The organism is Paraburkholderia sp. GAS38, from assembly GCF_050434965.1.
In the GTDB taxonomy this organism is placed as follows: domain Bacteria; phylum Pseudomonadota; class Gammaproteobacteria; order Burkholderiales; family Burkholderiaceae; genus Paraburkholderia; species Paraburkholderia phenazinium_A.
This window is the reverse complement of the sequence record NZ_JBNDJO010000011.1, coordinates 258,804-277,308: the sequence shown is the minus strand read 5'-3', so window position 1 is coordinate 277,308 and position 18,505 is coordinate 258,804. Positions and strand designations below refer to the sequence as shown.

Sequence of the window (18,505 nt, the reverse complement as noted above, 5' to 3'; positions counted from 1 at the left end):
CAAATCCGGCGCGCCTAGTTCGCCGCCGCGTGTCCATCGCAACCACGCTCGCAACCGCTCTTGTCGAGCGGCATCTGCTGCGCGGCTTCTGCACGAATACCCAGACGCTCGAGCAACTTGCGGTCCGCTTCGGCCTGCGGATTGCTGGTGGTCAGCAACTGGTCGCCGTAGAAAATCGAATTCGCACCGGCGAGGAAGCACATGGCCTGCAGCGCCTCATTCATCTGCTCACGTCCGGCTGACAGACGCACCATGGCGCGCGGCATCGTGATGCGCGCAATCGCGATCGTACGCACGAATTCGAACGGATCGAGCGCTTCGGTGCCGGTGAGCGGCGTGCCTTCGACCTGCACCAGATTGTTGATCGGCACCGACTCCGGATACGGATCCATGTTCGCGAGCTGTGCGATCAGCCCCGCGCGCTCACGGCGCGATTCGCCGAGACCCACAATGCCGCCGCAGCACACATTGATGCCTGCGTCGCGCACGCGTTCCAGCGTATCGAGGCGGTCCTGGTAGGTACGCGTCGAGATGATCTGACCGTAGAACTCCGGCGACGTATCGAGGTTATGGTTGTAGTAATCGAGGCCGGCGTCGCGCAGCCCTTGCGCCTGATGCGTCTCCAGCATGCCGAGCGTCACGCAGGTTTCGAGGCCCATCGCTTTCACGCCGCGGATCATGTCCTTGATCGGCTCAAGGTGACGATCCTTTGGATTGCGCCATGCCGCGCCCATGCAGAAACGCGTCGCGCCGTTGTCTTTGGCGACCTTGGCGGCGGCGAGCACTTCGTCGACCGGCATCAGCTTGTCGGCCTGCAGGCCCGTGTCGTGATGGACCGACTGCGGACAATACGCGCAGTCTTCCTCGCAGCCGCCGGTCTTGATGGACAGCAGCGTCGAGAGTTGCACGGTGTTGGCGTCGAAGTGTTCGCGATGCACTTGCTGCGCACGGAACATCAGGTCGTTGAGCGGCAATTCGTATAGCGCGACCACGTCGACGACGCGCCAGCGCGCGGTGCCTGGCGCCGCTGCGTTGGCCGCATTGGTTGCGTTGGCAACGGTCGAGTCCGTTTGGGGGCGATCAAGGTGAAGCTGGGTCATATCGTCAATCCTCGTGGATGGAGATGAAGTGAGTCAGCGCTGCGCAGTGCGCAGCGTCTGCAACAATGGGGTGATATCGAGGCAATCCGCCGCCGCGTCCGCAGACAAAGGGTTCAGATGCGGCACGATGCCGAGCAACGGCGCGTCGTACTGGCGCATGAGCCGACTGCGGATGGCGGCGATGTTTTCATCCGCGAAGCCCATGTCCGGATCGATGCGGTTCGCGACCCAGCCAGCCAGATGCAAGCCGCGCGCAGCGATGGCCTCGGCGCTCAGCAAGGCGTGGCTGATGCAACCGAGCCGCATGCCGACCACGAGTACGACCGGCAGGTTCAGGGCGAGGGCGAGATCCGCGGTGTCATGCGTATCGGTGAGCGGCACGCGAAAACCGCCGACGCCTTCGACGACGACTACGTCGGCGAGCTCGAGCGCCTGCGCATGGCAAGCGACGATGTGGCCGATATCGAGCGTGACGTTTTCCAGCGCCGCAACGATATGCGGCGCGGCGGGCGCCTTCAGCAGATACGGTGTGCGAAGCGTCGGCGGCAGCAGCACGCTGGACGCGGCGTCGAGCTGGTCCGCGTCTTCGTTGTGCCATACGCCGTTCACTTCGAACGCGCCGGCGGCGATCGGCTTCATGGCGGCGGCGCGCAACCCTTCGCGCACGAAGCCGCGCAGCAGGGCTGCCGAAACCAGGGTCTTGCCGATTTCGGTGTCGGTGCCGGTGACGAAGAGCGAGAGCGCCGTACTCATACCGTGCCTTCGCTGAGTTGCAGCAAGCCCGCTTCGAGGTAATCGATATCCGCGTGCGAGTGCGCCGCCGACAGCGAGATGCGCAGCCGCGAGGTGTCTGCCGGCACGGTCGGCGGACGGATGGCGGGCACCCATAGGCCGGCGCGATCGAGCGTGGCGGCAATCTGCAGCGTTGCGTCGTTCGCCCCGATGATGAGCGGCTGGACGGCAGTGTGCGAATCGACTGGCAACCACGGCGTGGCCTTGAGCATCGCGCGCGTGCGTTCGATCAGTTGCTGCAGATGGGCACGCCGCGCATCGCCTTCGTCGCCGGCAATGATGCGCAGGCTCGCCGATACCGCATGCGCTGCAGCGGGCACCGACGCCGTCGTGAAGATGTACGGACGGGCGCGCTGCACGAGCCATTCGATCACGGTTTCATGGGCCACGACGAATGCGCCCGACACGCCGGCCGCTTTGCCGAGCGTGCCGATCGAAATCAGATGCGGCGAGCGCAACGCTTCATGAGCGATGGCGCCGCGGCCTTGCGGGCCGAGCACGCCAAAGCCGTGGGCATCGTCGAGGATGAGCCACGCGCCGTGCCGCTCGGCGAGTTCGAGCAGGCGGGGCAGGGGCGCGACATCGCCATCCATGCTGAACACGGTATCGGAGACGATCAGCTTCACGGCCGCATCCGATGCTTCGAGCATGGTGCTCAAGGCTTCGGTGTCGGCGTGCGGATAGACCTGCACGTCGGCACGCGAGAGCCGCGCACCGTCGATCAGCGACGCATGATTGAGCGCATCCGAGAAGAGCGTGGCGCCGCGGCCGGCAAGCGCGGTGAGCGTCGCGAGGTTCGCCATGTAGCCGGTGCTGAAGTACAGGGCGCGCGGCGCATCGACGAAGCCGCCGGCAAAGCCCGCGAGATCGTCTTCGAGTTGCGCATGCGCGCGCGAGTGGCCGCCCAAAAGATGCGAGCCACCGCTGCCCGCGCCGTAGCGCCGCGCGCCTTCGGCGAGCGCGGCGACCAGCAGCGGATGCGCAGCGAGACCGAGGTAATCGTTGCTGGCGAAGCCGATCATTTCACGACCGTCGACCATCATGTGCGCAGCGCACGGTGTGTCGGCGGTGCGGCGACGGCGGCGCAGACCTTGCGCATCGATATCCGCGAGGCCTTGTTCGAGGGTGGCGAGCAACGGCATCATGCGGCCTCCGCGAGCGTGGCTTCGAAGGTCTCATGCGTGCGGGCCGCCAGCAGGGCGAGCTCCGCGTCATCGAGGATGTACGGCGGCATCAGATACACCGTGGTCGAAATCGGCCGCAGCAGCAATTCGCGCTGCAAGGCGTGGGTGAAGAAGCGGCGCGAGAACGTCTTGGCCTGTTGCGGATCGGCGATGACGGCATCGAACGCGAAAATCGTGCCGCACTGACGCAGATTGCGCACTTGCTGGTGCCCGGCAAGCGGCGCGAGCGCCGCGCGCAGTGTGGCCGACTTTTGCGCGTTGGCGGCCAGCACGTTGTCGCTCGCGAACAGATCGAGCGTGGCGAGCGCGGCACGGCAAGCGAGCGGATTGCCGGTGTACGAATGCGAGTGCAGGAAACCGCGTGTGGTGTCGTCGTCGTAGAACGCGGCGAAGATTTCATCGCGCGACAGCACGATGGACAGCGGCAGATACCCGCCGCTGATACCTTTCGACAGGCACAGGAAGTCGGGCCAAATACCCGCCTGCTCGCAGGCGAAGAAGGTACCGGTGCGGCCGCAACCGACGGCGATTTCATCGGCGATCAGATGCACGCCGAACTGGTCGCACAGCACACGCAGACCCGCGATATACGACGGATCGTGCATGGCCATGCCGGCCGCGCATTGCACGAGCGGCTCGACGATGAGCGCGGCGATTTTGTGGCTGCGGGCTTCGAACAGGGCGCGTACGGCGTCGAGCGCGCGGCGCGCGACATCGGCCGCGCTTTCGCCGGGTTCCGCGCGTCGCGCGTCGGGCGATGCGACGACGTGCGCATGGCGGATCAGCGGATCGTAGGCGTCTTTGAAGAGGGCGACATCGGTGACGCCGAGCGCGCCGATGGTCTCGCCGTGATAACTGTTCGCAATGCAGACGAATTCCTGCTTGTCGCCGTAGCCGCGATTGCGCCACGAATGGAAGCTCATCTTGAGCGCGATCTCGACGGCGGATGCGCCATCGGAGGCGAAGAACGCGTGACCGAGCGTGTGCTGCGTGAGGGCGGCGAGGCGTTCGGCGAGTTCGACGGCGGGTTCGTGCGTGCAGCCGGCGAGCATGGCGTGTTCGAGCGTGTCGAGCTGGTCTTTCAGTGCGGCGTTGATGCGCGGGTTGGCGTGGCCGAACAGGTTGACCCACCAGGAGCTGATGGCATCGAGGTAGCGATGACCGGCGCGGTCATAGAGCCAGGGGCCTGAGCCGCGGGCGATGGGGATGAGCGGCAGGCGCTCGTGGTGTTTCATCTGGGTGCACGGGTGCCATACGGCACGAAGGCTGCGGGCGACCCAGTCGTCGGTCTCGGCGGTGGTTCCTGCTGTTGCTAGTGTGTCCAAAACGACTCCGGTACGGTGCTGCGCGGGTTTTTGTTTCGCGCGGCGGTGTGCCATTTTTTGCTTGCGTGTGGGGTGGGTGTTTCTGTCCCCCATAGGGGTAATGCGTGGCAGGCTGGCTGCGGCGGGGTCGAGATTAGCGCGTTCTTTCGGTTGATGCACTACCCCCTGAATGGCGGTTTCTTCCCGCTCTGTATGGGGTTTGCGGGTGTTCTCTGCAGGTGATATCCGTTCTGGTCAGAAGGGTTCAAATCGGCGGAGATGACGACGGCAAAGTCATGGGGGGTGTTGGGGAAAATCTTTGGGCTGGGGGTGGGTTTTGGCCTGCGGCGGCCTCTTTTTGGTTGTCGTTCCTGTGGTGTTGGCCTTTCCTTGTATTCTTATCGGTCTATTAGTGTCGCCCCTGTGCGGGGCGGCACTTACTTTCTTTGCCGCCGCAAAGAAAGTAAGCAAAGAAAGCGGGCTCACACCGCTAGCTCGTAGTGAGCCATCTAGGGCTGCTACGGGGAACGGCCCAAGACAAGACCCTTTCTCGCACCGCACTCGTCTGTGACACAGGGCTCATCCATCCCACTCCGCACTACGTGCGTCGCGGACCGGTCTGCTGGGGAAGGCGGGGCGTGCAGGAAGGTTTGAAGAATCTATCTTGGCGGGACACGCAAGGAAAGGGTGTGCAGCGCAAATAACATTTGGACTACTGCGGAATTTGCGGGGAGAGATTTACTCGACGGCGGGGCGCGCAGCGCGACGCTGGAGCGGATGAGTGCTTTGCCACGAACGAGGGTAGTGCGAGGGATGCTCTCGTCTCGGACCGCTCCGGGGTCACACAAGAGATGGCTCACTACGGGCTAGCGGTTGCAGCCCGCTTTCTTTGCTTACTTTCTTTGCGGCGGCAAAGAAAGTAAGTGCTGCCCCGCACAGGGGCGAACCTAATAGACCACTAAGAAATCAAGGAAAGGCCAACACCGCAGGACCACAGCCACCGCCGTAGGCAAAAAACCCATCACTCCCGACTAGCCAAAGCCCGCTTATCCTCCGCCCCCTTCCCACCGGCGGAGCCAACCGAATCACCAGAACTGGCACTAGCCGTCTGCGAAGAAGAATCCTTCCAGACAACAGCATCATTGACTGCATACAACCGGCAGGGATCGGAACTCTGCTTCTGGCAATTAGCCACAGCGACAGACATAGGGTCATCCCCGCCCTCAGCCCACGACCACGCCCCCGAATCGGAAACAGCAAAAGCCCGACTAGGATACTGATGCAGGAAGTTGCGATACCCATTCCGCCCGGCCTCATCGACAAAAGGCACAGCGGTAACAGCATCCAAAGCCGCATAGCCACTAGCCTTAGGCGGCGCCGGATCCTCGACCCGATACTGCACACCCGTCGGCATCCCGACCCGTGCAAGGAACGCCTCGACAGCCGGCCACCACACCCGCACGCCATCGCGATCGCCAACCAACCGGTGCGCATCGTTCTTGTAAGTGCCGAAGTCCACCATCTTCGCACTCGCCCCATGCGCCGAATACGCGGCATACATGCTCGCGACCAGAGGCTGCGACCAGATCGAATCGTTATCGCCATACAGCCACAGCGACGGCACACTCGTCTTCTCGCCATACGCGCCAAACGCATGCGTGAGATTGCCCTGCCAGTCGGTACAAGCGTCCTGCCGTAAGCCGCCGGAGAAATTGATGAGCGCCCGCACGCCCGGCGCTGCCTCGACACCGTAAGCCATCGTCGCCAGACCGCCATGCGACGTGCCCGCTACGACGATGTGTTGCGCGTCGACATAAGGCTGCTTGGACATGAACTCAACCGTCGCAGCCACGTCGCCCGCCTGACCCAGGCCATTACGCTGGACATCGCAACCGTCCTGCTCGTAGGCGCCACCCGATTGCGCGAAACCCTGACGGTTCGGCGCCACCACCACGTAGCCGCGCCGCACGAACTCGCGCGCGAACGGCAGCGGATCGCTGCGTGCCTGCATGCGTGGGTCGCCCGGCATCTTGCCGTGGTTGAAGACGATCATCGGGAACGGTCCCGGACCGTCGGGCTTGTAAACCGTGGTTTCAAGCGTGACCGTGCCGGCGGCGTCCACCGGTACGCGAATGACCTGCTCGTTGAGACCGGCGCGGGGAAGGTAAGTGTCGTCGTCCAGTGCGATGCGCGGCACTTCGGCGCGCGTCAGTGGGCCTGCTTGCGAATCGGCCAGCGGATCGGCGTGCGCAAACGATGCGGCACATCCCGCCCACGCGCACACCATCGCACCCACCGTCAGAAACTTTCTGCAACCCATTCGCAGCACCTACCTTGAAGTACGTCCTTAAAACCTGCATCGTCTGCTGTCTTTTGCGTTTCGCTGACAACTGCCTTTCGGCAAGATTTGCGGCACAAAAAGACACTCGCGTGCGTTGCGCGCTGAGCGCACACACGCCGATCGAGATCGCACGGGATAACCCACCAGCTGGCCGACGCGACCCCACGCGCCGATGATGAGCGGCACACGATGCACAGGAAGCAGCCGTCGAAACGCGAGGTATCAGGAGCCGGCGCTGCTTTTGCTCATCTTTGTGGGGACGGTTTGGACCGCACCCTCACAACGTGTCGCTACAAAACCTACAGGCCGATCCTGGCACGACAATTTGTGTTTGTGCAATTAAGGAGAACCCGCGACAAAAAATTCGCAGTGCTCGACACGTGACGGACGCGCCGAATCCCCGCGTGCATCGTGCAGCGCGGGGAGGGCGGGAGAAATGACCGATACGGCCAATGTGGCAGACAGCCAACACACGTCCCAGCGCCATTTTGAGGGGCATATGTGAACGCGCGATTAATCGTGTGACAACAGCGCGGAAGCCTTTCAAACCCTTACCGCGTGTCGTCGATGGCGATACCTCTAGGTCTCGCTGACGTCGCCGTCGACGTAGCGCCAGCGGCCATCGTCGCCGCGAACGAAGCGGCTCAGTTCCTGCAACCGGTGAGCGCGGCCGCCGACTTTATATCGTGCGACGAATTCGACCTCGGCGTGGGTCTCGTCTTGCGCGGCGAAGCGTTTGATCTGCAGACCTAGCCAGCGTGGTGCATCGGGCGCGTCGGGGTTGGCGTCGAGATCGGCCGGGCACGTCTGCGGCGCCCACGTTGCGCGCAGATAGTCGCTCGCGCCGAGCACATACGCGCTATAGCGCGAGCGCATCAGTTCGAGCGCCGTGGGCGCGGCTTCGCCGCCGTCGATATAACGGCCACAGCAAAGCGCGAAGCGGGGCGGCTTCGCACCGCTGCGAAGGTTCGCCGCAGCGCCGCCACAGGGGCACTCGGACGGTCGTTGCGTCGTCAACGAAGAGGGGGACATTGATCCTTACCAGTCGAGCGCGGTGCCGTCGTATTGATAGAAGCTGCCGTTGAACGATTCGCGCGCGGCCGCCGCCTGGGCCAGCACCTGGCGCATGCCGCTCACGCTGCGCTCGGGATCGATCGCCGCCTCGGCGCCGCCCATGTCGGTGCGGACCCAGCCCGGATGCAGCGCGACGCAGGCAGCACGCCGCGTCTGCAACGAGGCGATCTTCAGCGCGTCGTTCAGCGCCGCCTTGCTCACGCGATACAGCCAGCCGGTGGTGCCGGTCGCCTCGGTGATGCTGCCCATCTTGCTCGATAGCACCGCGAGCACGCCGTTGGCGTCTTCGACGAGCGGCAGCAGGATTGGCAGCAGTTGCATCGGGCCGCGGACGTTGGTCACCATGACCTCGTCGAAGTCTTCGGCGCTGACGGTTTCGATGCCGTCCGTGCGTGGACCGTAGACACCCGAGACGACAATCGCCGCATCCAGCCGCTCGCCGTCGAGCTTCCAGCCGAGCGCGGCAATTTCCGTCTGTGAGGTGACGTCGAGCGAGAACGTCTCGGCACCGAGCGCCTCCAGTGCTTCGAGCGCCGCCTCGTCGCGCGCCGTGGCGAGCACGCGCCAGCCGGCGTGTTTGTACTGGCGCGCAAACTCGCGGCCGATGCCACGCGACGCCCCTACGATCAACACTGTTTTCATTCGATCACCTCATGATTCCATGCATGCGTGCACCGCATGCGCCGTGCCCGTTCGTGCCGCGCACGACGAGCGGGGCGCACACGTCACGCTTTACACCAGTTCAATCCCCATCGCGGTGGCTTCGCCGCCGCCGATGCACAGCGTCGCCACGCCGCGCTTCAGTCCGCGATGCTTCAGCGCGCCGATCAACGTCACCAGAATGCGTGCGCCCGAAGCGCCAATAGGATGACCCAGCGCACACGCGCCGCCATTCACGTTGACCTTCTCGTGCGGCAGACGGTGCTCCTTCATCGCGGCCATCGTGACCACGGCAAACGCTTCGTTCACCTCATACAGATCGACTTCGTCCGCGCGCCAGCCATTCTTCTCGAACAGCTTGCGGATCGCACCGACCGGCGCGGTGGTGAATTTCGCCGGCTCCTGAGCGAAGGTCGAATGACCGACCACGCGGGCAAGTGGTTCGACGCCCAACTCCTTCGCGGTCGATTCGCGCATCATCACGAGCGCGGCCGCGCCGTCCGAAATCGACGACGAGTTCGCGGCCGTCACCGTGCCGGTTTTGCTGAAGGCAGGCTTGAGCGTGGCGATCTTGTCGAGGTTCGCCTTGAACGGCTGTTCATCGCGCTCGATCGTCACGTCGCCCTTGCGGCTCTCCACCTTGACCGGCGCGATCTCCCACGCGAACGCGCCGTCTTCGTTGGCGCGCTTGGCGCGCTTGAGCGATTCCACCGCGAAGGCGTCCTGCGCCTCACGGGTGAAGTCGAACGACGCCGCGCATTCTTCGGCGAAGGTGCCCATCAGACGGCCCTTTTCGTAGGCGTCTTCGAGACCGTCGTAGAACATATGGTCGATCACCTGGCCGTGGCCCATGCGCATGCCGCCACGCGCCTTGGGCAGCAGGTACGGCGCATTGGTCATGCTTTCCATGCCGCCGGCGACGATCACGTCCACCGAACCCGCGGCCAGCATGTCGTGCGCGAACATCGCCGCGCGCATGCCGGAGCCGCACATCTTGTTCACGGTCGTGCTGCCTGTGGCGAGCGGCAGGCCGGCGCCGAGCGCCGCCTGGCGAGCCGGCGCCTGGCCGAGACCGGCCGGCAGCACGCAGCCCATCACGACCTCGTCGATCTGAGCGGGCGTCAGGCCCGCGCGCTGCACGGCGGCTTCGATCGCGATGGCGCCGAGTTGCGGCGCGGTCAGCGTGGCGAAATCGCCTTGAAACGCGGCCATCGGGGTACGGGCGACCGAAACGATCACGATCGGATCGGCCAGCTTGTCACGCTTTGTCTCACTCATGTTTTAGCTCCTTGATCACACCTGCGACGACAGCCGGCACATCGCCGAGCCTGGCCGCATCGGCGGCGACCACGTCGTTGTCTGTCTTGTGCGCGCCGCCCGCCGAGACGGCTGCCACGCACCGCGTATACGTTTCATCGAGCTCGCCCGGCGCGCCGATCATCATGCCCAGATTGCGCACCTTGCCGTCGTGCACGCCGTAGGCCCAGCCGTGCACCATCAGTTCCTGGCCGCGCGCCCACGCGTCGTTGACGATGGTGGTACGGCAGACGTTGACGACCTGTTCGATCGTGTTCAGTTCGACCAGGCGGCGGTGACGCGCCTCGCCCATCGGCCACTCCTCGAGCAGCGCCGCATGCTTGGTGCGCACGTCCTGCACGTGATGCAGCCAGTTATCCGCGAGGCCCACACGGCGGCCGTGCAGCGCCGCGGCGACGCCGGAACAGCCATAGTGGCCGACCACCATGATGTGCTTGACCTTCAGCAGGTCGACCGCGAACTGGATCACCGACAGGCAGTTCAGATCGGTGTGCACCACGACGTTCGCGATGTTCCGGTGTACGAACACTTCGCCCGGCGGCAGGCCGATGATCTGGTTGGCCGGCACGCGCGAATCCGAGCAGCCGATCCACAGGTATTCGGGCGTCTGCTGGTCGGCGAGGCGCGAGAAATACTCCGGATCCTCGGACAGTTTGCGCGTCACCCACTTGTCGTTGTTGTCGAACAGATGCGCAAGCGGATTGGGTAGAGCAGAGGCGTTTGAGGTCATGGTGCGTCGGGTCGGTTGCTGGACCGTTGGACTGGTCGGTGTCGTTACAGGAGGGGCGGACGGTGAACGGAAGTCATGCTCGTTCACGCCGCGCGTGCAGCAGGTTGGCGCGCTGCCGTTGTGTCGTTGGCATTGCCGGTGGCATCCGCATCGGCCACGGGCGCGAAGCGCCCCGGGTAGCGGGTGCAAAAGCGCACGCTGCTGTCGTAGGGAAAGAAGTCGGGCAGTTCGCCTTTCAGTAAGTGATCCTTATGCCGTTGCCACAGCGCGGGATCGAAGAAGTCTGCGTGGTGCTGCATGAAGGCGCGGCGCACACGCGGGTCGCCGAGCAGAAAGGTGCCGTAAGTCTCCGGGAAGATGTCGTGCGGGCCGACCGAATACCACGGCTCGCCGGACAACTCGTCTTCCTCGTTGCGCGGCGGCGGCACGGCGCGCACGTTGCAATCGGTCAGGTACTCGATCTCATCGTAGTCGTAGAACACGACACGGCCATGACGCGTTACGCCGAAGTTCTTGTACAGCATGTCGCCGGGGAAGATGTTCGCCTGCATCAGTTCCTTCACCGCTTCGCCGTATTCCTTGATGCCGTGCTCGACGTCCTCGTCGCTGCCGTTTTGCAGGTAGAGGTTGAGCGGCACCATGCGGCGTTCGATGTACAGATGGCGGATCACGAGGTTATCGCCCTCGTATTCGATCATCGACGGCACTTCCTTTTCGAGTTCGCGCAGCAGCGCTTCGTCGAGCCGCGCCAGCGGCAACGCTACGCTCGAATATTCCAGCGTGTCGGCCATGCGCCCCAGGCGGTCGTGCCGTTTGACGAGCTGATACTTGCTCTGGATCAGCGCGCGCGTGGTTTCTTTCGGCGGCGGGAAGTTGTCCTTGATCAGCTTGAATACGTAAGGGAACGACGGCAGCGTGAACACCAGCATCACCAGCCCCTTGATGCCGGGCGCGATGATGAACGGATCGCTCGAATGCGACAGGTGGTGCAGCAGGTCGCGATAGAACAGATTCTTGCCCTGCTTCTGCAAGCCCACCGAGGTATAGATTTCCGCCTTCGGCTTGCCCGGCATGATGGTGCCGAGAAATTCGACGTAGGCGGACGGCACTTCCATGTCCACCAGAAAATACGAGTGCGAGAAGCTGAAGATGATCAGCAACTGGTCGCGCTTGAGCAGCACGGTGTCGAGCGCGAGCAGCCCGGGCTTCACATGACGCAGCGGCACCGCAAACGGCAGCAGCGAATCGCCGTTGATGATGCGGCCGACGATATACGCCGACTTGTTCCGGTAGAACAGCGACGACAGCACGTGAATCTGGAAGTTGGCGGCTTCAGTGAACGTGCCGAACGCGTCTTCGATGGCTTGCATCACGCAACCGACATCTCGCTGCAGGTCTTCGAACGGCGGCTCGAGCTGGAAGTTCGTCACGATGCGCTCGAGCGTCGCGGCGAGTCCTTCCTTGCCGGGGTAATACGCGCGGTAAGTCGGCTTGGCAGCGGGCTCGTCGTTCTCGATGTATTCGGTCGAGATGGCGGGCCGCACGAAGATGAAGTCGTTGTTGAAATACGAGCGGTGCAGGATCTTGCAACACACCGAATTGAAGAACGTCTCCGAACACTCGGGCTGCCGGTGCGTGGTCAGGAGGCCGATGTAATGCAGCTTGATCTGCTGCCAGACCTCGTCGTCGATATTTTCGGCGTCGTATTCGTCTTCGAGCAGCTCGACGCATTCCTCGACCCGTTCGTCATACGAAGTAATGCGCTCCCGCGCCAGACGTTGCAGGCCATGCCAGTCGCCGGCTTCGAAGAGCGCCTTCGCGCCGATCGCCGCGTCGCGGAAGATTCGATAGTGACGGTCAAAGCCTTCGAGCATCGTTTGCGCGACGTCGAAGCCGATTTGCGACGATAGCAGTTTGGGAAAGTGATTCATGTCGACCGTGCATCCGACACCAACGCATCCGCCCCACGTGCGCCGCTTTCGAGCAACGTGCGCGCCTCGACTTCGTATTGCGCGAGGTCTTCGAGCGTGGCGTTCAGGTCTTCCAGTTGACGCTCCAGCACTTCGCGATGCCGCTTCACCGTGGCGAGGAAGGCATGCAACTGCGGCACGGTATCGGTGGGCGAGTCGTACAGGTCGAGCAGGTCGCGGATTTCCGACAGCGTGAAACCCAGCCGTTTGCCGCGCAATGTCAGCTTGAGGCGCGTGCGGTCGCGGCCCGAATAGACGCGCCGCAAGCCGCTCGACCCTTCCCGGCTCGGCGAGAGTAAACCCTGGTCTTCATAGAAGCGGATTGCGCGGGGAGTGACGTCGAATTCACGCGCGAGCTCGGTGATGGTGTATTGCGTGTTCATTGGGACGTCCCGTGGCCGGGCAGAAAATCGGATTGGACGATAGAATCGACGTTTACGTTATCGTCAACTTGAATAAAGCGCAACCATGGCGCGCCGCGGCGAAGTGACCACCGTTGCTGCGCGACCGGCGGAGGAAGCCCCCACAATGAATGCTCTCGAACATCAACTCGACTACCCGTTCAAGGACACCCTGCCGGAACCCGGTCATGCGTTCGAAGTCACGCCCGGTGTGTTCTGGCTGCGCATGCCGTTGCCGTTCGCGCTCGACCACATCAACCTGTGGCTGCTGCGCGATGAGATCGACGGTCAGCAAGGCTGGACGGTGGTCGATTGCGGGATCACCTCGGACACCATCAAGGCGAACTGGGAGCAGGTATTCGACACGGTGCTGGACGGCCTGCCGGTGCTGCGCGTGATCGTCACGCATTGCCATCCGGATCACATCGGTCTGGCGCACTGGATCTGCACGGGTGGCGACAAGCAGCGCTGGGATGTGCGTCTGTGGATGACGCTCGGAGAATACATGCAGGCTCGCGTGTTGGCGGCGGGCGACGGCTCGAATGCCGGCGGTGCGGGCGCCGCGCGTCACTTCGCGCGGCATGGCTTGAGCGACGAGGCGTCGCTGGAGAAGCTGCGCAACCGTACCAGCTACTACTCGAATCTGGTGCCGGCGGTGCCGGGCCAGTATCGGCGCATGCGCGAAGGTCAGGGCATGGTGATTGGCGGCAAGACCTGGCGGGTCGTGACCGGTTACGGTCACTCGCCGGAACACTGCGCGTTGCATAACGAGGCCGACGGTGTGCTGATTTCGGGCGATATGGTGTTGCCGCGCATTTCCACCAACGTCTCGGTGTTCGACATGGAGCCGGAGGGCAGCCCGCTCGCGCTGTATCTGGAGTCGCTCGGCCGCTACGAGACGATGGCTGAAGACACGCTGGTGCTGCCGTCGCACGGCAAGCCGTTTCGCGGCGTGCGGACCCGCATTACGCAGTTGCGCGAGCATCATGATGCGCGGCTCGCCGAAGTGCGCGAAGCCTGTGCGCAGAAGCCGCAGAGTGCCGCGGATATCGTGCCGCTGATGTTCAAGCGGCAGCTCGATGTCCATCAGTTGACGTTTGCCATGGGCGAGGCGCTCGCGCACTTGCACTTGCTGTGGCTCGCGGGGGAGTTGAAGCGCACGCAGGATGCGGATGGGGTGATCCGGTTTGCGGCCTGAGACGTTTGCGTTACGTCACGCGAGGAGGGTGGTGCCTTCAGGACCAACGCGACTGACGCGTTGCCCTCCTCAAACTCGCAGGAAATAAAACAGGCCCGGTGCAGTGCAACCGGGCCTGTTGGTTTTCCCCTTCTTGGAACGGTGCTGCGCTATTACTGCACCGCCACCGTCGTAAAGTTCTGCCGTCCGAACGGACTCACGTGATAGCCGCTCACGTCCGTACGCGTGATAGCCGCCGCAGTCGGATAGCCGAGCGGAATCCACAGCGCCTGATCGTGGATGATCTGCTGCGCCGCTTCATACGCCTTCGCGCGCTTGGCTTGATCCGTGGTGGCCTTGCCGTCGGCAATCAGCTTGTCGAGATCCGCGTCGCAAAAGCGCGCGAAGTTGATGCCCGACTTCACCGCGTTGCAGCTAAAGAGCGGCGTCAGATAATTGTCCGGATCGCCGTTGTCGCCCGCCCAGCCCATGAACAGCGAGTCGTGCTGGCCTTGTTTGGCCTCCTTGATCAGCTCGCCCCATTCGATCACCTTCACGTCCGCCTTCACGCCGATCTTCGCAAAGTCGGCCTGCAGCAGCTCGGCGCCGGCTTTCGGATTCGGGTTGAGCACGCTACCCGTCGGACGCACCCAGATGGTCGTCGAAAAGCCGTTCGGGAAACCCGCTTCGGCGAGCAGGGCCTTGGCCTTCGCCGGATCGTACGGCCACGGCTTGACCGACTTGTTGTAGCTCCACGTGTTCGGCGGATACGGATTCACCGCCGCCGTCGCCGTGTTGTCGAACACGGTTTTCAGATACGTCGTGCGGTCGAACGCCATGTTCAGCGCGGCACGCACCTTCTGGTTGTCGAGCGGCTTCTTGTCCGTGTTCAGCGCGACGAACGCGGTCATGAACGCGGGCGTCTGCACCACCGCGAGCGACTTGTCGGTCTTGGCGTCCGCCACATCCTGCGGCTTCGGCGACAGCGCGATCTGGCATTCGCCCGTCTTGACCTTCTGCGCCCGCACCGTGGCGTCCGGTGTGATCGCGTAGATCAGACGGTCGATTTTCGGCTTGGGACCCCAGTACGACGGATTCACGTCATAGCGAATCACGGCGTCCTTCGTGTAGCTCTTCAGCACGAACGGGCCGGTGCCGATCGGCTTGGCGTTCAGGTCGACCTGCTTGCCCGCCTTCAGCAACTGGTCGGCGTATTCGGCGGAATAGATCGAGGCGAAGCCCATCGTCAGGATCGAGATGAAGGTCGCATCCGGCTGGTTCAGTTCGAACTTGACCGTGTTGTCGTCGACCTTCGAGACCGACTTGATCAGCTTCGGCAGACCCATCGATTGCGCGTGCGGGAAACCGCTCGCACCCGTCACCTTGTGCCACGGGTTGCTGTCGTCGAGCATCCGGCTGAAGGTGAAGACGACGTCGTCGGCGTTCAGCGCGTGGGTGGGCTTGAAGTAGTCGGTGGTCTGGAACTGCACGTTGGGGCGCAGATGGAACGTATAGGTGAGACCGTCGGGGCTCACGTCCCAGCTCTGGGCGAGTGCGGGTACGACCTTCTTCTCCGCCTCGTCGTACGAGACCAGCGAGTTGAAAATCACATCCGCCGACGCATTGGTCGTGACGAGCGAGTTGAACTGGACGATATCGAAGCCATCGGGGCTCGATTCGGTACAGACCGTCAGCGGTTTGGCCAATGCGAGCGCAGGCGCTGCGGCGAGTAAAGCGGCAATGACGGCGACGGGCAGTTTAATGCGCATAGGATCTCCCATAACAAGCGCGGCCATGCAAACGGCCCGCGCGGACCACCGAGTTTATTGTGATACGTTTTCGGGGCCGGCGCAGGGCGTGCCTGCGCGATCCCGCCAGGGCGAAAGCTTATCGAAGGGTGGTTGCGCCGACAACAAAGTAATCGGCATATCCATATGGACGCGCCGTGGCTCTTTCGATGCGCTCAACGCCCGGAAGCCATGGAAGCATACCGCGCCAAATAGCCGAGGCCGGGCGGATGTGCGCTTCGTGTGATCGTGCGTTGGTGAGTTAGTCCACGGTGCGCGGCTTGCGCGGCGCTCTTTCGAAGGCACGGTCGTAGAGCCAGCGCGGCAGCACGTGCAACAGCGCCGCCACGACGCGCATCTGCCACGGATAGATCGCAAACGACGTACTGCGTTCGACCGCGTCGGCCACCTTCGCGGCAAAGCGATCGGCGTCCATCAGGAACGGCATGCGATACGGGTTGTGCGCCGTCATGGGCGTGCGGACATAGCCGGGGGCGATGGTCACCACGTTGACCCCCTTGGGCCGCATCTCGACGCGCAGCGCCTCGAGATACTTGAACGCTGCGGCCTTCGACGCGCTGTATGCACCCGAGCCCGGCAAGCCGCGCACGCCGGCCACGCTCGCCAGACCCACTAACGCGCCTTTGCCGGCCGTCATCATGGCAGCCGCGAACGGCTCGAAGGTGGCGACCATGCCGAAGTAGTTGACGTCCATGACCTCGCGGAAGGCCCGCAGATCGCCATGTCCGGTGACGGCGCCACGGCTGATGCCGGCATTGGCGATCACGATGTCGGGGCAGCCGTATAACTCGATGAACTGCGCGGCGGCGGCGGCGAGCGCATCGGCGTCGCGTACGTCGACGGGGTAGATCGAGATGGAATGCTGGGGATGGGACTGCTGGAAGCTGGCGAGGGCGTCGCCGCGACGGGCAACGAGGCCGAGAATCGCGCCGCGCCGCGCATATTCGGCGGCGAGCGCGAGGCCGATGCCACTCGATGCGCCGGTGATGAAAACCTTCAGAGGTGTACTCATACCGGCGCCGTGGGTCTTACATCTTCTTCGCGCGGATCTGGGCGACGAGGTAGTCGAGCACCTGCAGCGTGCCCGGCAGGCTGTTCGTCGCAGCCGGGCCGGTTTCATACTTGCCTTGCACGGCAAGGGTCGGCACGCCGTCGATCTTGTAGTCATCCAGCATCTTCTTGTCGCGCTGGATCTCGCTCTGCGTCGAGAATGAGTTGTACGCGTCCATGTACTTCTTCGGATCGACGCCGTTCTTGGCGAGGAACTTGGCCTGGTCTTCCGGCGTCAGCAGGTAGTCCTTGTTGACGTGGATTTCGTTGAAGACGACCGGCGTCAGCTTCTGCGCGAGACCCAGCGCGTCGAGCGCATGGTACATCTTCGAATGCGGGATGAAGTCGTCGCGGAAGGCGACCGGCACGCGCTTGAACACGACGTCCGGGCCCTGCTTCTTGACCCACGCTTCGAGGTACGGGTTGAATTCGTTGCAGTGCGGGCAGCCGTACCAGAAGAATTCGGTGACTTCGATCTTGCCGGCGGGCACGTCGACCGGTTGTGCCGTCGGCAGGACGGTGTAGTCCTTGCCCGCGACGGGCGCAGCCGGCGATGCCTCTACGGCCGCGCTGACGAGGCCGAGTGAAAGGAAGAGAATGCTCAGCAGTTTTTTCATGTCTTGTTGACCCAATTAGGCGGAATAACGGTGGCGCGGTGCGGCGGTAAAACGCATGGCTGTCACCGTTATGAGAGTGTGGCGGCAGGCCTCTGCCGTGCTTGAGACTCGCGCCGCGCGCTGAGGTTCAGCGGCGGCGCATGACGGAGCATTACTGCTTGGTGAAGCGGATCACGGCGGTCTCGACCCCTGCGTCGGACAGACGCTGGCGGGCCGAATTCATGTCGTCGAACTTCGAGAACGGCCCAATGCGCACGCGATAGTACGTCACGCCGCCGGCATCGCGCTGCGTCACCTTCGATTCGAAACCCTGGAAGGCGAGGCGTGCACGCTGCTGCTCGGCATCCGCCGACGTCTTGTAGGCGCCCACCTGGAGGAAATAGCCGCTGTTCGCGTCCGCCGCGGAAGGCGCTGCGCCCGAGCCCGGCTTGGCCGCATTCGACGCGGGGGCCGCGGCGGTGCTGGTCGGCGCGCTGGTGGCCTGCTGCGGCTTCTTCGCCGGAGCGGGCTGGCCGTTATCCTGAGCGGGCTGCGGTGCCACGGCGACGCCGTTTGCATTGGCCGAACTGGCCGGCGGCACTTCGACGATCTCCGGTTCCTGCAGCATGCCCGGCGCCTGGCCCTGCGGCGCCGTGTTTTGCGGCGCCGGCTGGGCGGCTTGCGGCACCGCCTGGCCCGGCGTCTTGCCTTGCAGCGGACGGTTCGGATCGTATTGCGCTTCGCTTGCGCTGGTGTCGGACGCCGCGGGCGGCGCCACCTTGGCGACAAACGGCGTAGGCGCCCGGGTAATATACAGCGCCACCACTACCGCGATTGCCAGGCCGACAATCAGGCCCAGTACGATGCCGAGAAAAGTGCCCCCGGTTTGCTTCGACTGCTTCGTTGTGCGGCGTGGTTTTGCCATCGTATAAATCACCTGCAAAAAGAATCCTGGAACGGCCGTCGATTATAACGACGGCCGCGTGCATGTCGTGCCGGAG

Annotated in this window: 16 protein-coding genes; 1 reads left to right on the top strand and 15 read right to left on the bottom strand. The window is 63.7% G+C overall.

Annotated features, from left to right (window positions below):
* Nucleotides 1-14: 14 nt before the first annotated feature.
* From bioB to P3T42_RS24950, 11 genes are all read right to left on the bottom strand, one after another.
* Nucleotides 15-1,100, bottom strand: a complete 1,086-nt coding sequence (gene bioB, locus P3T42_RS25000; RefSeq protein ID WP_074300982.1) for a biotin synthase BioB — start codon at nucleotides 1,098-1,100, stop codon at nucleotides 15-17.
* Between the two features lie 33 nt (nucleotides 1,101-1,133).
* Nucleotides 1,134-1,853 carry a dethiobiotin synthase gene (bioD, locus tag P3T42_RS24995; RefSeq protein WP_429307519.1) on the bottom strand — a complete coding sequence of 240 codons (720 nt, stop codon included), beginning with the start codon at nucleotides 1,851-1,853 and terminating at the stop codon, nucleotides 1,134-1,136.
* A complete protein-coding gene (gene bioF, locus P3T42_RS24990; RefSeq protein ID WP_429307535.1) occupies nucleotides 1,850-3,034 on the bottom strand; it encodes an 8-amino-7-oxononanoate synthase in 1,185 nt (394 codons plus the stop codon). Before bioF ends, bioD begins: the two co-directional genes overlap by 4 nt.
* The gene (gene bioA, locus P3T42_RS24985) at nucleotides 3,034-4,311 is read right to left on the bottom strand and encodes an adenosylmethionine--8-amino-7-oxononanoate transaminase (protein ID WP_429307518.1); all 1,278 of its coding nucleotides are present in this window, start codon (nucleotides 4,309-4,311) and stop codon (nucleotides 3,034-3,036) included. Before bioA ends, bioF begins: the two co-directional genes overlap by 1 nt.
* A 1,090-nt stretch (nucleotides 4,312-5,401) precedes the next feature.
* Nucleotides 5,402-6,700 (bottom strand): dienelactone hydrolase family protein, encoded by a 1,299-nt coding sequence (locus P3T42_RS24980; protein WP_429307517.1) that lies wholly within the window; start codon nucleotides 6,698-6,700, stop codon nucleotides 5,402-5,404.
* Nucleotides 6,701-7,300: 600 nt separating this feature from the next.
* Nucleotides 7,301-7,753 carry a YchJ family protein gene (locus P3T42_RS24975; RefSeq protein ID WP_429307516.1) on the bottom strand — a complete coding sequence of 151 codons (453 nt, stop codon included), beginning with the start codon at nucleotides 7,751-7,753 and terminating at the stop codon, nucleotides 7,301-7,303.
* A 6-nt stretch (nucleotides 7,754-7,759) separates the two neighbouring features.
* Entirely contained in the window at nucleotides 7,760-8,437 is a 678-nt protein-coding gene (locus tag P3T42_RS24970) for an SDR family oxidoreductase (RefSeq protein WP_074300977.1), read from the bottom strand.
* A 90-nt stretch (nucleotides 8,438-8,527) separates the two neighbouring features.
* Nucleotides 8,528-9,733 carry an acetyl-CoA C-acetyltransferase gene (locus P3T42_RS24965; protein ID WP_429307515.1) on the bottom strand — a complete coding sequence of 402 codons (1,206 nt, stop codon included), beginning with the start codon at nucleotides 9,731-9,733 and terminating at the stop codon, nucleotides 8,528-8,530.
* Nucleotides 9,726-10,502, bottom strand: a complete 777-nt coding sequence (gene can / locus P3T42_RS24960) for a carbonate dehydratase (protein ID WP_429307514.1) — start codon at nucleotides 10,500-10,502, stop codon at nucleotides 9,726-9,728. The genes P3T42_RS24965 and can overlap by 8 nt, the downstream gene beginning before the upstream one ends.
* 83 nt (nucleotides 10,503-10,585) lie before the next feature.
* Nucleotides 10,586-12,433 carry a bifunctional isocitrate dehydrogenase kinase/phosphatase gene (gene aceK, locus P3T42_RS24955; protein WP_429307513.1) on the bottom strand — a complete coding sequence of 616 codons (1,848 nt, stop codon included), beginning with the start codon at nucleotides 12,431-12,433 and terminating at the stop codon, nucleotides 10,586-10,588.
* Complete coding sequence (locus P3T42_RS24950; protein WP_074300973.1) at nucleotides 12,430-12,855, bottom strand: MerR family transcriptional regulator; 426 nt, start codon at nucleotides 12,853-12,855, stop codon at nucleotides 12,430-12,432. Before P3T42_RS24950 ends, aceK begins: the two co-directional genes overlap by 4 nt.
* A 145-nt stretch (nucleotides 12,856-13,000) precedes the next feature.
* Here P3T42_RS24950 and P3T42_RS24945 point away from each other — a divergent pair, with 145 nt between their 5' ends.
* Nucleotides 13,001-14,071 (top strand): MBL fold metallo-hydrolase, encoded by a 1,071-nt coding sequence (locus P3T42_RS24945; protein ID WP_429307512.1) that lies wholly within the window; start codon nucleotides 13,001-13,003, stop codon nucleotides 14,069-14,071.
* Nucleotides 14,072-14,223: 152 nt separating this feature from the next.
* Here P3T42_RS24945 and P3T42_RS24940 read toward each other — a convergent pair whose 3' ends face one another.
* From P3T42_RS24940 to P3T42_RS24925, 4 genes are all read right to left on the bottom strand, one after another.
* Nucleotides 14,224-15,819, bottom strand: coding sequence for an ABC transporter substrate-binding protein (locus tag P3T42_RS24940; RefSeq protein ID WP_429307511.1), 1,596 nt, complete (start codon nucleotides 15,817-15,819; stop codon nucleotides 14,224-14,226).
* 280 nt (nucleotides 15,820-16,099) lie between these two features.
* Complete coding sequence (locus tag P3T42_RS24935) at nucleotides 16,100-16,870, bottom strand: SDR family oxidoreductase (RefSeq protein ID WP_074300970.1); 771 nt, start codon at nucleotides 16,868-16,870, stop codon at nucleotides 16,100-16,102.
* A gap of 16 nt (nucleotides 16,871-16,886) precedes the next feature.
* Nucleotides 16,887-17,525 (bottom strand): thiol:disulfide interchange protein DsbA/DsbL, encoded by a 639-nt coding sequence (locus P3T42_RS24930; protein ID WP_074300969.1) that lies wholly within the window; start codon nucleotides 17,523-17,525, stop codon nucleotides 16,887-16,889.
* A gap of 151 nt (nucleotides 17,526-17,676) precedes the next feature.
* Nucleotides 17,677-18,429 carry an SPOR domain-containing protein gene (locus P3T42_RS24925; protein WP_253190231.1) on the bottom strand — a complete coding sequence of 251 codons (753 nt, stop codon included), beginning with the start codon at nucleotides 18,427-18,429 and terminating at the stop codon, nucleotides 17,677-17,679.
* Nucleotides 18,430-18,505: the final 76 nt, after the last annotated feature.

What these genes read in the sequence shown, in the direction of transcription:
- bioB (WP_074300982.1), bottom strand. Translation starts at nt 1,100, where the DNA reads ATGACCCAGCTTCACCTTGATCGCCCCCAAACGGACTCGACCGTTGCC.
- bioD (WP_429307519.1), bottom strand. Translation starts at nt 1,853, where the DNA reads ATGAGTACGGCGCTCTCGCTCTTCGTCACCGGCACCGACACCGAAATC.
- bioF (WP_429307535.1), bottom strand. Translation starts at nt 3,034, where the DNA reads ATGCCGTTGCTCGCCACCCTCGAACAAGGCCTCGCGGATATCGATGCG.
- bioA (WP_429307518.1), bottom strand. Translation starts at nt 4,311, where the DNA reads ATGAAACACCACGAGCGCCTGCCGCTCATCCCCATCGCCCGCGGCTCA.
- P3T42_RS24980 (WP_429307517.1), bottom strand. Translation starts at nt 6,700, where the DNA reads ATGGGTTGCAGAAAGTTTCTGACGGTGGGTGCGATGGTGTGCGCGTGG.
- P3T42_RS24975 (WP_429307516.1), bottom strand. Translation starts at nt 7,753, where the DNA reads ATGTCCCCCTCTTCGTTGACGACGCAACGACCGTCCGAGTGCCCCTGT.
- P3T42_RS24970 (WP_074300977.1), bottom strand. Translation starts at nt 8,437, where the DNA reads ATGAAAACAGTGTTGATCGTAGGGGCGTCGCGTGGCATCGGCCGCGAG.
- P3T42_RS24965 (WP_429307515.1), bottom strand. Translation starts at nt 9,733, where the DNA reads ATGAGTGAGACAAAGCGTGACAAGCTGGCCGATCCGATCGTGATCGTT.
- can (WP_429307514.1), bottom strand. Translation starts at nt 10,502, where the DNA reads ATGACCTCAAACGCCTCTGCTCTACCCAATCCGCTTGCGCATCTGTTC.
- aceK (WP_429307513.1), bottom strand. Translation starts at nt 12,433, where the DNA reads ATGAATCACTTTCCCAAACTGCTATCGTCGCAAATCGGCTTCGACGTC.
- P3T42_RS24950 (WP_074300973.1), bottom strand. Translation starts at nt 12,855, where the DNA reads ATGAACACGCAATACACCATCACCGAGCTCGCGCGTGAATTCGACGTC.
- P3T42_RS24945 (WP_429307512.1), top strand. Translation starts at nt 13,001, where the DNA reads ATGAATGCTCTCGAACATCAACTCGACTACCCGTTCAAGGACACCCTG.
- P3T42_RS24940 (WP_429307511.1), bottom strand. Translation starts at nt 15,819, where the DNA reads ATGCGCATTAAACTGCCCGTCGCCGTCATTGCCGCTTTACTCGCCGCA.
- P3T42_RS24935 (WP_074300970.1), bottom strand. Translation starts at nt 16,870, where the DNA reads ATGAGTACACCTCTGAAGGTTTTCATCACCGGCGCATCGAGTGGCATC.
- P3T42_RS24930 (WP_074300969.1), bottom strand. Translation starts at nt 17,525, where the DNA reads ATGAAAAAACTGCTGAGCATTCTCTTCCTTTCACTCGGCCTCGTCAGC.
- P3T42_RS24925 (WP_253190231.1), bottom strand. Translation starts at nt 18,429, where the DNA reads ATGGCAAAACCACGCCGCACAACGAAGCAGTCGAAGCAAACCGGGGGC.